12 protein-coding genes are annotated in these 13,577 nt (G+C 55.2%); 3 read left to right on the top strand and 9 right to left on the bottom strand.

Features of this window, described 5'->3' with window-relative positions; all coding sequences use genetic code 11:
- Positions 1-374 precede the first annotated feature (374 nt).
- The 3 genes from RGW60_RS10150 to RGW60_RS10160 are packed head-to-tail and all read right to left on the bottom strand — an operon-like array spanning position 375 to position 1,952.
- Entirely contained in the window at positions 375-818 is a 444-nt protein-coding gene (locus RGW60_RS10150) for a hypothetical protein (protein ID WP_322204321.1), read from the bottom strand.
- Positions 784-1,377, bottom strand: coding sequence for a hypothetical protein (locus RGW60_RS10155; protein ID WP_322204323.1), 594 nt, complete (start codon positions 1,375-1,377; stop codon positions 784-786). Before RGW60_RS10155 ends, RGW60_RS10150 begins: the two co-directional genes overlap by 35 nt.
- 2 nt (positions 1,378-1,379) lie before the next feature.
- Positions 1,380-1,952, bottom strand: coding sequence for a hypothetical protein (locus tag RGW60_RS10160; RefSeq protein WP_322204325.1), 573 nt, complete (start codon positions 1,950-1,952; stop codon positions 1,380-1,382).
- A 207-nt stretch (positions 1,953-2,159) separates the two neighbouring features.
- On the opposite strand from RGW60_RS10160, the gene RGW60_RS10165 reads away from it, so the two are divergent.
- On the top strand, positions 2,160-2,483 hold the full coding sequence (locus RGW60_RS10165) for an addiction module antidote protein (protein ID WP_322204327.1): 324 nt from the start codon (positions 2,160-2,162) through the stop codon (positions 2,481-2,483).
- Between the two features lie 423 nt (positions 2,484-2,906).
- Here the strand turns inward: RGW60_RS10165 and xerC (RGW60_RS10170) are convergent, their stop codons facing one another.
- Together xerC (RGW60_RS10170) and RGW60_RS10175 are read right to left on the bottom strand one after the other, a co-directional pair.
- A complete protein-coding gene (gene xerC / locus RGW60_RS10170) occupies positions 2,907-4,004 on the bottom strand; it encodes a site-specific tyrosine recombinase XerC (protein WP_322204329.1) in 1,098 nt (365 codons plus the stop codon).
- Positions 4,005-4,016: 12 nt separating this feature from the next.
- A complete protein-coding gene (locus RGW60_RS10175; RefSeq protein WP_322204331.1) occupies positions 4,017-7,058 on the bottom strand; it encodes a CHC2 zinc finger domain-containing protein in 3,042 nt (1,013 codons plus the stop codon).
- Positions 7,059-7,187: 129 nt separating this feature from the next.
- Between RGW60_RS10175 and RGW60_RS10180 the strand changes: the two genes are divergently transcribed.
- On the top strand, positions 7,188-7,547 hold the full coding sequence (locus tag RGW60_RS10180) for a helix-turn-helix transcriptional regulator (RefSeq protein WP_322204333.1): 360 nt from the start codon (positions 7,188-7,190) through the stop codon (positions 7,545-7,547).
- Positions 7,548-7,610: 63 nt separating this feature from the next.
- Here the strand turns inward: RGW60_RS10180 and RGW60_RS10185 are convergent, their stop codons facing one another.
- Both RGW60_RS10185 and RGW60_RS10190 read right to left on the bottom strand, forming a co-directional pair.
- Positions 7,611-8,018: a hypothetical protein gene (locus tag RGW60_RS10185; RefSeq protein ID WP_322204335.1), complete on the bottom strand. Its 408-nt coding sequence runs from the start codon at positions 8,016-8,018 to the stop codon at positions 7,611-7,613.
- Positions 8,019-8,026: 8 nt separating this feature from the next.
- Positions 8,027-8,350: a hypothetical protein gene (locus RGW60_RS10190; RefSeq protein ID WP_322204336.1), complete on the bottom strand. Its 324-nt coding sequence runs from the start codon at positions 8,348-8,350 to the stop codon at positions 8,027-8,029.
- A gap of 288 nt (positions 8,351-8,638) precedes the next feature.
- Between RGW60_RS10190 and RGW60_RS10195 the strand changes: the two genes are divergently transcribed.
- Positions 8,639-8,962, top strand: a complete 324-nt coding sequence (locus RGW60_RS10195) for an addiction module antidote protein (protein ID WP_322204327.1) — start codon at positions 8,639-8,641, stop codon at positions 8,960-8,962.
- Positions 8,963-9,385: 423 nt separating this feature from the next.
- Here the strand turns inward: RGW60_RS10195 and xerC (RGW60_RS10200) are convergent, their stop codons facing one another.
- On the bottom strand, positions 9,386-10,483 hold the full coding sequence (xerC, locus tag RGW60_RS10200; protein ID WP_322204329.1) for a site-specific tyrosine recombinase XerC: 1,098 nt from the start codon (positions 10,481-10,483) through the stop codon (positions 9,386-9,388).
- Between the two features lie 12 nt (positions 10,484-10,495).
- On the bottom strand, positions 10,496-13,537 hold the full coding sequence (locus RGW60_RS10205) for a CHC2 zinc finger domain-containing protein (RefSeq protein ID WP_322204331.1): 3,042 nt from the start codon (positions 13,535-13,537) through the stop codon (positions 10,496-10,498).
- Positions 13,538-13,577: the final 40 nt, after the last annotated feature.

The following is a 13,577-nucleotide window of genomic DNA, read 5'->3' on the forward strand; positions in this document are numbered from 1 at the left end:
CAGATATTACATCAGAACCGTTTCGTCCTATCACATCACCATACTTCAGTACCGTCTGATTAGGCAAGGCGGCTACCTCGTTAGCCAGATTTAGCTCTGCGACATATCCGTTAAGCTGGGAGTTACTTATATTTAAATTAGCATTGTCATGTATGGTAGGTGTACATCCAAATCCCTCGTCTGGCACTGGTAAGCGAGGATCAAGAGTCACTCCATTAAATACACGAAGCGGCGGAAGGCATGCGCGATCATCCGAGACCAAGATTGGGATCGATCCAGCATTCGTCGATTGCGCAGGAAAATTAATATCCTTATTTATTATCGCTCCATCAAAAACTGATCCGAATAGACCCACGCTATTGAAAACCGCTTGATCAACTGCGACAGTCCCGCAGTGAATAGTTTTGCTGCTCTCCTACATCATTCGTAAACGTCTGTGGTGCGGCGTCGAGAAATAATTTCGCGTTGTCGTCATTACCAGCAGACAACTGGGAGCGCCAATATGTATCAACCTCACGAAGCGCCTGCTGAGTTATACGGCCCGCATAGTCGGCGAAGTCATAACAGGTGGTGAAAGCACAGTTGCTAGCCTGATCTTTGGTGACAGTACGCTCGTTGGGAGAATCGTCTCCGACTTCTTGACCGTTTTGTTTCGGCTGAACGTAGCTCGTAAACGTCTTAGCCAGACCGATTGATGCTGTTGTTGACGTTTTAAATTTTTTCTGCAAACCAATTGTGTTCGAAGTTAGAAAGCGAGTTTGGCTCGTATTAGCTCCAGCAAACTCATAGCTTGTTAACAGAACCTTTAGGCACAACAAGCTTACTCCAATTATCGTACGAACCTCGTAGTCTACTTCCGGTTTTCGAACCACGAGCAATACCGCAAGCAAGCACGTTTGCAACTCTTACAGGATTGATAGGAACGACACCTGGGCCAGATATTACAGGTTGCCCAAAATCAGCAAGCTTCATATTAGCTTTTACCTGTTTCCAACTTAGTTTTGGGTTGTTTTTAATAGCCACTTGCCCATAGTACATCCCAATGAATACTGCCAAAGACTTCGTCTCACTGGTCAACTCCCATGTGGCAATTTCTACCGCACTTGTTATTTCGCTTTTAAGTTCGTCAATTTCTTCTGGGCTCAAGTCCCTCGATTCGACTCTTGCTGCAAACCACTCGCCAAGCATATCCAATGATTCCGGCGAAAAATCCGCACTCCAACCTTCAAATCCGGGCGTTTTCCAAACCGCTTGGATTAATTCATCCAAAAAGTAAGGCAAATTAACAATAAACCAGTTATAAAAATCGCTCAGTTCTGCTTCTGTCATTGACGCGAATTTCATCGTGACAGGGGAATAGCTTGTTGTAAATTTCATAATTAATGAACCAATACTTTTATGCCGGCATCGACGAGAGCCTTGAGCAAACTAGGCGAAGGGCCTCCTTGGCCTGTGACTGGACTGGTGAAAAAATTCCATGTTACACCATTGACCACCTCCGTTTTCAGCAGCTCAGCGTCTTTAGATATCTGAAGTGCCGTATTCGTATCAAGCTTGGTGTAGCCCACTTTAGCTTCATTCGCGATGTTATTCGGATCAAGTTGATCGACTACGCGTATTCCCTGGGTTGTTTGGAAGGAAACTTGAGGGCGTCCACCTAGTTCCTTTAGTGCATTTTCCCCGATCTGACCGGTTTCTCCAATGCCCGAAGGTGGGTTGGGTGAAACAATCCTAGTTGAGCTGTCAGCAGTCAAGGTGTAATAGTTACCGTTTCCACCCAAATATACCTGATTCCCATTAGTATCCAGGGTCCCTGTGGCCTTATAGATACCGCCACCCGGTCCGGTCACGCTTCCATCAAGATTTTGCGTGTATCCTTTGGGTACTGCAAAGCTCGCATCGTTAGCCGCTGGTCTACCGTCGCCTACTATTTTTGTGTCACCGGGCAACAAATCGTTCGCGGATCCTTTTACACCAACAGTATCACCCGACGCGAATTTCGTTGTCTACACGTGCAACGCCAGACGTGGCGCGGCCTGCGCGCCGGTCGGCCCAGCTGATTCACGCTCACTGAATAAAACCACCCCGACGCGGGTTTTGAATCCGTTTCAACACACTCAATGCGCTATTTTAAATCTCTGTCACACGAGCCATTTCCCATGCCCGAGCTACTTATGCCATACGATCCAGCGCACGCCATGACCGACCCGCAAGCGGTGGCCATCTTTCTCACGGATGCGCTTCAGACGGGTGATGCAGGTTATGTCGGCAAGGTATTAGGCATGGCGGTACACGCCAAGGGCATCAGTGTAATCGCCGAAGCAACAGGGCTTACACACGATCAGCTGGAAGGTTTTTTCAGCGCCGGTGACACCCTGCGCTTGGACGCGCTGCTGGTGATCGTGCATGCGCTGGGCGTGAAGCTGACCGTCTGCCCTATCGACTCTGATGAGCCTGCATGCTGTGGCGAAGTACCTGGCTGATGCCCGTTCGGTAGCCCCTGACGATGCGGTGGCGTAGCCGCCGTGTCGGCTGTGGCCAACAAGCGCAGCGCGTTAGGCTTTGGATCTAAGGGGTATCGGGACGCTGCCCTGATCGGGGTTTTGTATGGATGGTCTGCGTGCAGGCCGTCCGTACAAAACATTTCCGGTCCGACAGCTCATTCAGATTTATCGCTCGACTCGTAGAGGCGGCTTCTCGGGATTCAAAGGGCACCCCTTTGGCACCGGATGTGTATACATCCATAGCGTGCCTGTATTTTTGCCGTTGATTGAGGCCGATTCGCGGCCTGCGGGGGTGTCAGGTATTGGTTGGGACTTTGCGGGGAGTTTGCAGGCGATTTGTCAGGTCGCTGGGCATCTGTAGGGGACTTGCGGGGTGTTTGTCAGGCCTTTGCAGGCAAGTTGTCAGGCCAACTCGCTTTCTTCATCCGCTTCGGCGTCCAAGGCCGTCAACAGGGCTTCGACGGGGTCATCTGGCAAGGTTTCAGCCGTGGTTTCACTGGCCGAGTGTTGCCGTTGCAACCGTGCCGGATGAGTCGCGGTGTGAATTTCCTTGAGCGCCCGAATACTGACCTGGGTGTAAATCTGCGTGGTGTTCAGACTGACATGTCCAAGCATGGCCTGGATGAAACGAATATCGGCGCCGTTCTCCAGCATCAGGGTGGCCATGGTGTGGCGGAACAAGTGGCAACTGCCACGCTTGCCGATGTTGGCTTTTTCGATGTGTTCGCGCACCAGTTGCGTCAGGCGGTTGGGGCTAAATCCTTCGCCCTGCTGGGTCAGAAACAAGGTGCCATCGTCCTGACCCAAGACAAAATGGGGCCTGACGTCGTCGCGGTATTTGGTGATCCAAGCCAGAGCCCGTTCACCGATGGGAATCATCCGGTCTTTTTTGCCCTTGCCCTGGCGAATCATCACCGTGCCGCGCTCGTAATCGATAGCGCTCCAGCTCAGGCCGATCAACTCCATGCGGCGCATGCCGGTGCTGTAGAGGGTTTCCAGCATGGCCCGGTCGCGCATGCCGGTCGAGGTTTGGGTGTCCGGCACGTTGAGAATACGTTCGGCTTCGTCGCTGCTGAGGATGTGCTTTGGCAACCGCTGTTCCATCCTCGGTAGATCGAGGTCGGAAGCCGGGTTGTACAGGATGCGGTTGGTTTTGGTCAGCCACTTGAACCACACCCGAATCGGCGTGATACGCACCGTTTGGCTGCGGGCCGACAGCGCTTCGCCGTCGGCTTTTCGATAGAGAAAAAGATGCCGCTGGTAGCGCTCTAAAATCGGGCGGGTGATTTCTTGTGGCCGGGTCAGACCTCGTTCGTCACACCAGCGGATAAACGCAATCAGCAGGCTTTCGCGGTTGCCCACGGTGCGTTCGGAGTAGCTGCGTTCGCGTTGGTATTGCAGGAACTGTTTCATCTGAAAATACAGGCTACCGGGATCGCCCAGCGGGCCGATAATTTGTTCCGACACACGCTGCTTTTTGCTCTCGCCTTTTTTCGGCATAACCACCTCGACTTAGACGGCGCTGGACAACGCGGAGTGGTTTTTTTGTGGCGGCTGGATCAGTGGTTTTTCGTTCTGACCGACCGCTTTCGACTCAAGGCCAGAAACAACGTGGCTTTGCGCATGGTTCAGGGTGTCCGACTGAGTACCGGCCATGGCCCGACCTGAGTCCGACCGCTGCTCCTCTTCCCCCGACCGGGCTGATTTGTTGTCGAGTAGGTCGGCATCAATCAGGCCCATCAAGTGCGGTTGATTACCGCTTTTGCCGTCATACGTGAGGGTATATTCATGGGCCAATCCCTTGCGGTGCAGCAGCAAATATTCCAGCTCGGTCAATCGGCCCAGATGGATTTTCAACTGGGTATCCCCCCAGCCAGTGGCCTCGCGCACGTCCTTGCGACCGAACCGAAACTCATTTTCTTTGAGTCCCTGCGCCTGACTTCGGGCCTCGACCCAACCCTGTAGCAACTCCAGTAACCGCCGTGTTTGCGGCGGCAGTTCGTCCAGGGTGCGCCCAAGAATGTCGTGGGCCAGCCGGTTGGCCAGCACGATGTCGCCCTTCGTGACCTCGATGTAAGCCAAGGATTTGCCGCGATGCTCGACGTGTTTGATCGGGCGTTGATGCTGATGCAGCAAGGCAATGCAGCGAATCAACGTCAGGTATTTCATGTGGTCACGCCGGGTCCGGGTTTTGTCCGAAAGAAAGGTCAGTTGGTCAGCAAACGGATTGACCACAGCCACGGTTTTGATCAGCCGCTGGGCGTTCTGGTGCAGGCGAGTAATCGCCTGTTTTTCAGCGTCGGCCAGCAGGCCGTCGAGGGTTTGTTTTTTACGTTGGGCGGCATGAATCGCTTCAGTTTGCTCGCGGCTTTCGTTGATGGTCAGCACCAAACACCGGTTGAGCAGCTCTTCGTCCACGTCGATGGCCGTGGTGGTGAGCATCAGCATCACCGGGCCTTTGACCGTGTATTGTTTGGTGATCAAGTTGCCGGTGGCTTCGTCCTTACCGGTGCTGGCAATGGTCAATTCGCCGTCCGATTGCAGCAGTTTCAGGGCATAAGCCGCTTGGCGAACGCCCTCCTCTTCGGCGATGGCCAGTATCTTGTGTTGCAGATCCGTTTCGCCGAGGTAAAACAGACTCTGGCCGGTCATGGCGCTGTATTGAATGCGTTCTTCTTCCGGCATCAGGTTCAGCACGGCGTCCATCAGCGAGCTTTTGCCCGCCGCGCTCGATGACTGAATCAATACGGCCAAGGGCTGATCCAATTTTCTGGAAACCGCCGCCAAGTACCCGGCCAGCAAGTTGTAGGATTCACCGACCACCCCGCAGCGGGTCAAATCCGCCTCGATGCGCTCGATCAGGTTCGGCGCACGCAACAGGTTCAACGCGGTCAGTTCATCCTCGGCGCTCAGTGTCGGGGTGGGATTTTTCGGGGCCAGTGCTGCCTGGATTGCCGCTTCCTGCAAGCCTTCGAGCTTGAGCAACAGCTTGCCCAGGTCGCGCTTGATGATTTCTTCCGGCACGCCCAGTTCTATGCTGGCCTGTTTCAAATAGCTATACCGGGCTTTGGCCGCATACAAATCAAAACTGTCCACGTAATAGGCCGCTTCTCGGCCCATTACGTGCTCTTCGGCGACCTCGCGGCGTACCTGCACATTGACCCGCATTTGCTCCGGGCCGAGGTTCTTTTTCCAGCCACGTACCCGCCATCGACGGTCGGCCACGGCCAACAAAAGATCGCCCTGGGCGTTTTCGCTGAAAGTTTCCGATTCGGAAACCGGACCCGCGACCGTCAAAGTTTCCGAATCGGAAACACCCGGCACCGGTGGCAACTCAGCGGTTGCCTGCGGCGCAGCGGCTAAAGAAAAAGAGGTTTCTGGCTCGACCAAAACCGGCGTGCCTTTGCCCTGCCACAGTGCCTGTTGCAACAACTCGCCCAGCGCCTGGGCCGGGTTTTCCACCTGCAAGGCGAAAGCGTTAGCGTCCATGCCTTGCGGAAACAACAAACGAAAAACTTCGATGCCGGCTGAGCGCAGTTCCTCGGCCAACTTTTCTGCTGCGGCGTCTCCCGCTGAATCACGGTCGAAAGCAATAATTACCCGCTGGGTGCCGTGGTGTTTCAGGGCCTGCCAATGGTCTTGGGAAAAACCGTTCACGCCATAAGCGCTGATGACGTTGCGAAAACCCGCACACCAAAAAGTCATGGCATCGATCAGCGATTCACAGAGAATAATTTCCAGGCTGGCCAGCAACGCGGCCTCGTTCCAGACCCCGCGTAACAGCGTGGCCAAGTACAAATGCCGTGGCTGGTTGTGCAGCTTGTTGTTCGGCTGCATCCGCCGTCCGTAAAGCTGCATCACCCGCCCGGATTGCTCTGGCTGGGCACCGTCTTCCAGACCCAGCACCGGCACGACCAGACAACCGTTTAAATGTTCATGCCCGGTGGAACGCAAAACACCCAAGGTCTGCAACTGCTGACGCACCTGGCGACCCGCCTGGGTGTGTCCGGCAGGCAAGCGGTAAGTCAGGGTTTTGTTGGCATAGCCCAGCTGAAAATGCTCGATCAGCTCGGGATGGTTCAAGCCGCGAGATTCCAGATAGGTCAGCGCTTCCGGCGATTGCTTGAAATTGCCGTGGTAGAACTCGACCACCGAACGCAACAGAGCCGCATCTTCGACCGCGGAGGTTGAAACAGTAGAAGAGCCCGCAGCTAAAGAAGGGAGGTGTCGAGCATGGCTGCGCGACACACCGACTTTTTCCGTGTTCTCCAGCGGTGCGTCGTTGCGCAGCAGTTGGACCGCGTGCGGCAACGACACGCCCTGGGTTTTCATCACCCAATCGATCACCGAACCAGCCGCCCCGCAGCCAAAGCAGTGATAGAGATTTTTCTCCTCGGAGACCGATAGGCTGGGCGTGCTTTCGTCATGAAACACGCAGCACATCACCCAATCCTTGCCGCGCTTTTTCAGCTCATGGCCCTGCGACTGGATCAGCCGAACCAGTGACACCTCGCGCTTGAGGCGTTCCAGTTCGGCTTCGGGGATGCGGGCCATCGGGTTTTCTCCAAAATACGTCAACGCTCGTTTGAGGTTTTATTTTAATACCTTATACTGTGTCAAAGTCAAACCTTATCAGAGACAGGGCATACAGTTATGGAATCCGAAACGATCTGGTTCCTACCCATGCATTTCCCAACACGCCTAATCCAGCTGCGTAAGGCCGCCGATCTCACCCAGCAAACCCTGGCTGACACCGCGTCAGTACACGTCAATCAGATTCGGCGTTATGAGGCAGGGACGGCTCAACCAACCTTAGAAGCCCTAATTCGGCTTGCTCAGGCTCTGCACGTCAGTTTGGATGATTTGGTTTTCGCTGAAGGAGAACGCGGGCCGTCCGACGATTTGCGCCTGCGTTTCGAGGCCGTCAGCCATATGCCCGAAGCCGAGAAATCGGTTATCAAGGCACTGCTGGATGGGATGATTCTGAAGTATCAGGCATCGCGGATTATGGGAACCAGCAGTAACAACCAAGCGAGCAGTTAAGAAGAAAGGCTAACGCAGATAAAACAACACCGGCGCAAGGCCGGTGTTGAGGATTAGTAATGATCAAGAAAACTCTATTTTGCAATCTGACAGAGGGATCGAGCGGCCATCGGAAATAACCAATTGATCACCTTTGATTTGGGCGAGTAACAGACCAAGGCCAATTGCCCCTGCCTCAATATCTTTTCTCCAACCGTCAAGATCACCATGATAGGAAATCGCGTAAAAAAGAGGCCCCGAGGGCGGGGTGACTTTGCACCCGCGATCATTTACCCCTCCACGAACAGCATTCGGAGGCTCAGAAAAGCACGTAATGTTATTAAATTGTTTTCGGAATTTGTTTTTCCCATCGTCCGAAAAATAAACAACTTGCTGCCCATCCACAACCGTAACACCAGGTACATTTCGAGAGTTCGACTGCTCGATTTTTCCACCCAGAATTTTTTCTAACGTCTCCCGATCACTACTCATTTCACACCTCACTTTGTTGCCGGGGTAATTACAAACTTAAAGTTTGTGACGCCCGCATCGGTAAACACCTTCGAATAGTAACTAGCTAGTTCTGGGCTGTTTGTATGATAAATAGCACCGCCATCGAAACCAGAGGAGTATTTCTTCGCCTGATCTACCATTTTCGTCTGTTCAGCTACTGACCATGGCTTCGAGCCAGCCGGGCTTTCTGGGTTCCGAATAGAACTAGCCCAGTCATCGACAAATTTGGCTTCATCAGCGACACCGTTGACACGTTGCCCATCGACAAGCGCCGTGTATTGACGTTCAGCAAATGGAGTATCCCCATACATCCCACGCACACCACTTTCGTAACTCTGCGCCTTGTCGATTGCCCGACTACCACTCACAACAACGGGATTGGTTGTTTCCAGCGCAGTACCTGCGCCTTTTGCACCAACAGTATCACCCGACGCGAATTTCGTTGTCTACACGTGCAACGCCAGACGTGGCGCGGCCTGCGCGCCGGTCGGCCCAGCTGATTCACGCTCACTGAATAAAACCACCCCGACGCGGGTTTTGAATCCGTTTCAACACACTCAATGCGCTATTTTAAATCTCTGTCACACGAGCCATTTCCCATGCCCGAGCTACTTATGCCATACGATCCAGCGCACGCCATGACCGACCCGCAAGCGGTGGCCATCTTTCTCACGGATGCGCTTCAGACGGGTGATGCAGGTTATGTCGGCAAGGTATTAGGCATGGCGGTACACGCCAAGGGCATCAGTGTAATCGCCGAAGCAACAGGGCTTACACACGATCAGCTGGAAGGTTTTTTCAGCGCCGGTGACACCCTGCGCTTGGACGCGCTGCTGGTGATCGTGCATGCGCTGGGCGTGAAGCTGACCGTCTGCCCTATCGACTCTGATGAGCCTGCATGCTGTGGCGAAGTACCTGGCTGATGCCCGTTCGGTAGCCCCTGACGATGCGGTGGCGTAGCCGCCGTGTCGGCTGTGGCCAACAAGCGCAGCGCGTTAGGCTTTGGATCTAAGGGGTATCGGGACGCTGCCCTGATCGGGGTTTTGTATGGATGGTCTGCGTGCAGGCCGTCCGTACAAAACATTTCCGGTCCGACAGCTCATTCAGATTTATCGCTCGACTCGTAGAGGCGGCTTCTCGGGATTCAAAGGGCACCCCTTTGGCACCGGATGTGTATACATCCATAGCGTGCCTGTATTTTTGCCGTTGATTGAGGCCGATTCGCGGCCTGCGGGGGTGTCAGGTATTGGTTGGGACTTTGCGGGGAGTTTGCAGGCGATTTGTCAGGTCGCTGGGCATCTGTAGGGGACTTGCGGGGTGTTTGTCAGGCCTTTGCAGGCAAGTTGTCAGGCCAACTCGCTTTCTTCATCCGCTTCGGCGTCCAAGGCCGTCAACAGGGCTTCGACGGGGTCATCTGGCAAGGTTTCAGCCGTGGTTTCACTGGCCGAGTGTTGCCGTTGCAACCGTGCCGGATGAGTCGCGGTGTGAATTTCCTTGAGCGCCCGAATACTGACCTGGGTGTAAATCTGCGTGGTGTTCAGACTGACATGTCCAAGCATGGCCTGGATGAAACGAATATCGGCGCCGTTCTCCAGCATCAGGGTGGCCATGGTGTGGCGGAACAAGTGGCAACTGCCACGCTTGCCGATGTTGGCTTTTTCGATGTGTTCGCGCACCAGTTGCGTCAGGCGGTTGGGGCTAAATCCTTCGCCCTGCTGGGTCAGAAACAAGGTGCCATCGTCCTGACCCAAGACAAAATGGGGCCTGACGTCGTCGCGGTATTTGGTGATCCAAGCCAGAGCCCGTTCACCGATGGGAATCATCCGGTCTTTTTTGCCCTTGCCCTGGCGAATCATCACCGTGCCGCGCTCGTAATCGATAGCGCTCCAGCTCAGGCCGATCAACTCCATGCGGCGCATGCCGGTGCTGTAGAGGGTTTCCAGCATGGCCCGGTCGCGCATGCCGGTCGAGGTTTGGGTGTCCGGCACGTTGAGAATACGTTCGGCTTCGTCGCTGCTGAGGATGTGCTTTGGCAACCGCTGTTCCATCCTCGGTAGATCGAGGTCGGAAGCCGGGTTGTACAGGATGCGGTTGGTTTTGGTCAGCCACTTGAACCACACCCGAATCGGCGTGATACGCACCGTTTGGCTGCGGGCCGACAGCGCTTCGCCGTCGGCTTTTCGATAGAGAAAAAGATGCCGCTGGTAGCGCTCTAAAATCGGGCGGGTGATTTCTTGTGGCCGGGTCAGACCTCGTTCGTCACACCAGCGGATAAACGCAATCAGCAGGCTTTCGCGGTTGCCCACGGTGCGTTCGGAGTAGCTGCGTTCGCGTTGGTATTGCAGGAACTGTTTCATCTGAAAATACAGGCTACCGGGATCGCCCAGCGGGCCGATAATTTGTTCCGACACACGCTGCTTTTTGCTCTCGCCTTTTTTCGGCATAACCACCTCGACTTAGACGGCGCTGGACAACGCGGAGTGGTTTTTTTGTGGCGGCTGGATCAGTGGTTTTTCGTTCTGACCGACCGCTTTCGACTCAAGGCCAGAAACAACGTGGCTTTGCGCATGGTTCAGGGTGTCCGACTGAGTACCGGCCATGGCCCGACCTGAGTCCGACCGCTGCTCCTCTTCCCCCGACCGGGCTGATTTGTTGTCGAGTAGGTCGGCATCAATCAGGCCCATCAAGTGCGGTTGATTACCGCTTTTGCCGTCATACGTGAGGGTATATTCATGGGCCAATCCCTTGCGGTGCAGCAGCAAATATTCCAGCTCGGTCAATCGGCCCAGATGGATTTTCAACTGGGTATCCCCCCAGCCAGTGGCCTCGCGCACGTCCTTGCGACCGAACCGAAACTCATTTTCTTTGAGTCCCTGCGCCTGACTTCGGGCCTCGACCCAACCCTGTAGCAACTCCAGTAACCGCCGTGTTTGCGGCGGCAGTTCGTCCAGGGTGCGCCCAAGAATGTCGTGGGCCAGCCGGTTGGCCAGCACGATGTCGCCCTTCGTGACCTCGATGTAAGCCAAGGATTTGCCGCGATGCTCGACGTGTTTGATCGGGCGTTGATGCTGATGCAGCAAGGCAATGCAGCGAATCAACGTCAGGTATTTCATGTGGTCACGCCGGGTCCGGGTTTTGTCCGAAAGAAAGGTCAGTTGGTCAGCAAACGGATTGACCACAGCCACGGTTTTGATCAGCCGCTGGGCGTTCTGGTGCAGGCGAGTAATCGCCTGTTTTTCAGCGTCGGCCAGCAGGCCGTCGAGGGTTTGTTTTTTACGTTGGGCGGCATGAATCGCTTCAGTTTGCTCGCGGCTTTCGTTGATGGTCAGCACCAAACACCGGTTGAGCAGCTCTTCGTCCACGTCGATGGCCGTGGTGGTGAGCATCAGCATCACCGGGCCTTTGACCGTGTATTGTTTGGTGATCAAGTTGCCGGTGGCTTCGTCCTTACCGGTGCTGGCAATGGTCAATTCGCCGTCCGATTGCAGCAGTTTCAGGGCATAAGCCGCTTGGCGAACGCCCTCCTCTTCGGCGATGGCCAGTATCTTGTGTTGCAGATCCGTTTCGCCGAGGTAAAACAGACTCTGGCCGGTCATGGCGCTGTATTGAATGCGTTCTTCTTCCGGCATCAGGTTCAGCACGGCGTCCATCAGCGAGCTTTTGCCCGCCGCGCTCGATGACTGAATCAATACGGCCAAGGGCTGATCCAATTTTCTGGAAACCGCCGCCAAGTACCCGGCCAGCAAGTTGTAGGATTCACCGACCACCCCGCAGCGGGTCAAATCCGCCTCGATGCGCTCGATCAGGTTCGGCGCACGCAACAGGTTCAACGCGGTCAGTTCATCCTCGGCGCTCAGTGTCGGGGTGGGATTTTTCGGGGCCAGTGCTGCCTGGATTGCCGCTTCCTGCAAGCCTTCGAGCTTGAGCAACAGCTTGCCCAGGTCGCGCTTGATGATTTCTTCCGGCACGCCCAGTTCTATGCTGGCCTGTTTCAAATAGCTATACCGGGCTTTGGCCGCATACAAATCAAAACTGTCCACGTAATAGGCCGCTTCTCGGCCCATTACGTGCTCTTCGGCGACCTCGCGGCGTACCTGCACATTGACCCGCATTTGCTCCGGGCCGAGGTTCTTTTTCCAGCCACGTACCCGCCATCGACGGTCGGCCACGGCCAACAAAAGATCGCCCTGGGCGTTTTCGCTGAAAGTTTCCGATTCGGAAACCGGACCCGCGACCGTCAAAGTTTCCGAATCGGAAACACCCGGCACCGGTGGCAACTCAGCGGTTGCCTGCGGCGCAGCGGCTAAAGAAAAAGAGGTTTCTGGCTCGACCAAAACCGGCGTGCCTTTGCCCTGCCACAGTGCCTGTTGCAACAACTCGCCCAGCGCCTGGGCCGGGTTTTCCACCTGCAAGGCGAAAGCGTTAGCGTCCATGCCTTGCGGAAACAACAAACGAAAAACTTCGATGCCGGCTGAGCGCAGTTCCTCGGCCAACTTTTCTGCTGCGGCGTCTCCCGCTGAATCACGGTCGAAAGCAATAATTACCCGCTGGGTGCCGTGGTGTTTCAGGGCCTGCCAATGGTCTTGGGAAAAACCGTTCACGCCATAAGCGCTGATGACGTTGCGAAAACCCGCACACCAAAAAGTCATGGCATCGATCAGCGATTCACAGAGAATAATTTCCAGGCTGGCCAGCAACGCGGCCTCGTTCCAGACCCCGCGTAACAGCGTGGCCAAGTACAAATGCCGTGGCTGGTTGTGCAGCTTGTTGTTCGGCTGCATCCGCCGTCCGTAAAGCTGCATCACCCGCCCGGATTGCTCTGGCTGGGCACCGTCTTCCAGACCCAGCACCGGCACGACCAGACAACCGTTTAAATGTTCATGCCCGGTGGAACGCAAAACACCCAAGGTCTGCAACTGCTGACGCACCTGGCGACCCGCCTGGGTGTGTCCGGCAGGCAAGCGGTAAGTCAGGGTTTTGTTGGCATAGCCCAGCTGAAAATGCTCGATCAGCTCGGGATGGTTCAAGCCGCGAGATTCCAGATAGGTCAGCGCTTCCGGCGATTGCTTGAAATTGCCGTGGTAGAACTCGACCACCGAACGCAACAGAGCCGCATCTTCGACCGCGGAGGTTGAAACAGTAGAAGAGCCCGCAGCTAAAGAAGGGAGGTGTCGAGCATGGCTGCGCGACACACCGACTTTTTCCGTGTTCTCCAGCGGTGCGTCGTTGCGCAGCAGTTGGACCGCGTGCGGCAACGACACGCCCTGGGTTTTCATCACCCAATCGATCACCGAACCAGCCGCCCCGCAGCCAAAGCAGTGATAGAGATTTTTCTCCTCGGAGACCGATAGGCTGGGCGTGCTTTCGTCATGAAACACGCAGCACATCACCCAATCCTTGCCGCGCTTTTTCAGCTCATGGCCCTGCGACTGGATCAGCCGAACCAGTGACACCTCGCGCTTGAGGCGTTCCAGTTCGGCTTCGGGGATGCGGGCCATCGGGTTTTCTCCAAAATACGTCAACGCTCGTTTGAGGTTT

Origin of the sequence: Pseudomonas sp. AB6, assembly GCF_034314105.1 — a bacterium.
Classification (GTDB): Bacteria; Pseudomonadota; Gammaproteobacteria; order Pseudomonadales; family Pseudomonadaceae; genus Aquipseudomonas.

Excerpts from the sequence above, each read along its gene's own strand:
- RGW60_RS10195 (WP_322204327.1), top strand. The coding sequence starts at position 8,639 with ATGCCCGAGCTACTTATGCCATACGATCCAGCGCACGCCATGACCGAC.
- RGW60_RS10155 (WP_322204323.1), bottom strand. The coding sequence starts at position 1,377 with ATGAAATTTACAACAAGCTATTCCCCTGTCACGATGAAATTCGCGTCA.
- xerC (WP_322204329.1), bottom strand. The coding sequence starts at position 4,004 with ATGCCGAAAAAAGGCGAGAGCAAAAAGCAGCGTGTGTCGGAACAAATT.
- RGW60_RS10185 (WP_322204335.1), bottom strand. The coding sequence starts at position 8,018 with ATGAGTAGTGATCGGGAGACGTTAGAAAAAATTCTGGGTGGAAAAATC.
- RGW60_RS10180 (WP_322204333.1), top strand. The coding sequence starts at position 7,188 with ATGCATTTCCCAACACGCCTAATCCAGCTGCGTAAGGCCGCCGATCTC.
- RGW60_RS10205 (WP_322204331.1), bottom strand. The coding sequence starts at position 13,537 with ATGGCCCGCATCCCCGAAGCCGAACTGGAACGCCTCAAGCGCGAGGTG.
- RGW60_RS10190 (WP_322204336.1), bottom strand. The coding sequence starts at position 8,350 with ATGTATGGGGATACTCCATTTGCTGAACGTCAATACACGGCGCTTGTC.
- RGW60_RS10165 (WP_322204327.1), top strand. The coding sequence starts at position 2,160 with ATGCCCGAGCTACTTATGCCATACGATCCAGCGCACGCCATGACCGAC.
- RGW60_RS10175 (WP_322204331.1), bottom strand. The coding sequence starts at position 7,058 with ATGGCCCGCATCCCCGAAGCCGAACTGGAACGCCTCAAGCGCGAGGTG.
- xerC (WP_322204329.1), bottom strand. The coding sequence starts at position 10,483 with ATGCCGAAAAAAGGCGAGAGCAAAAAGCAGCGTGTGTCGGAACAAATT.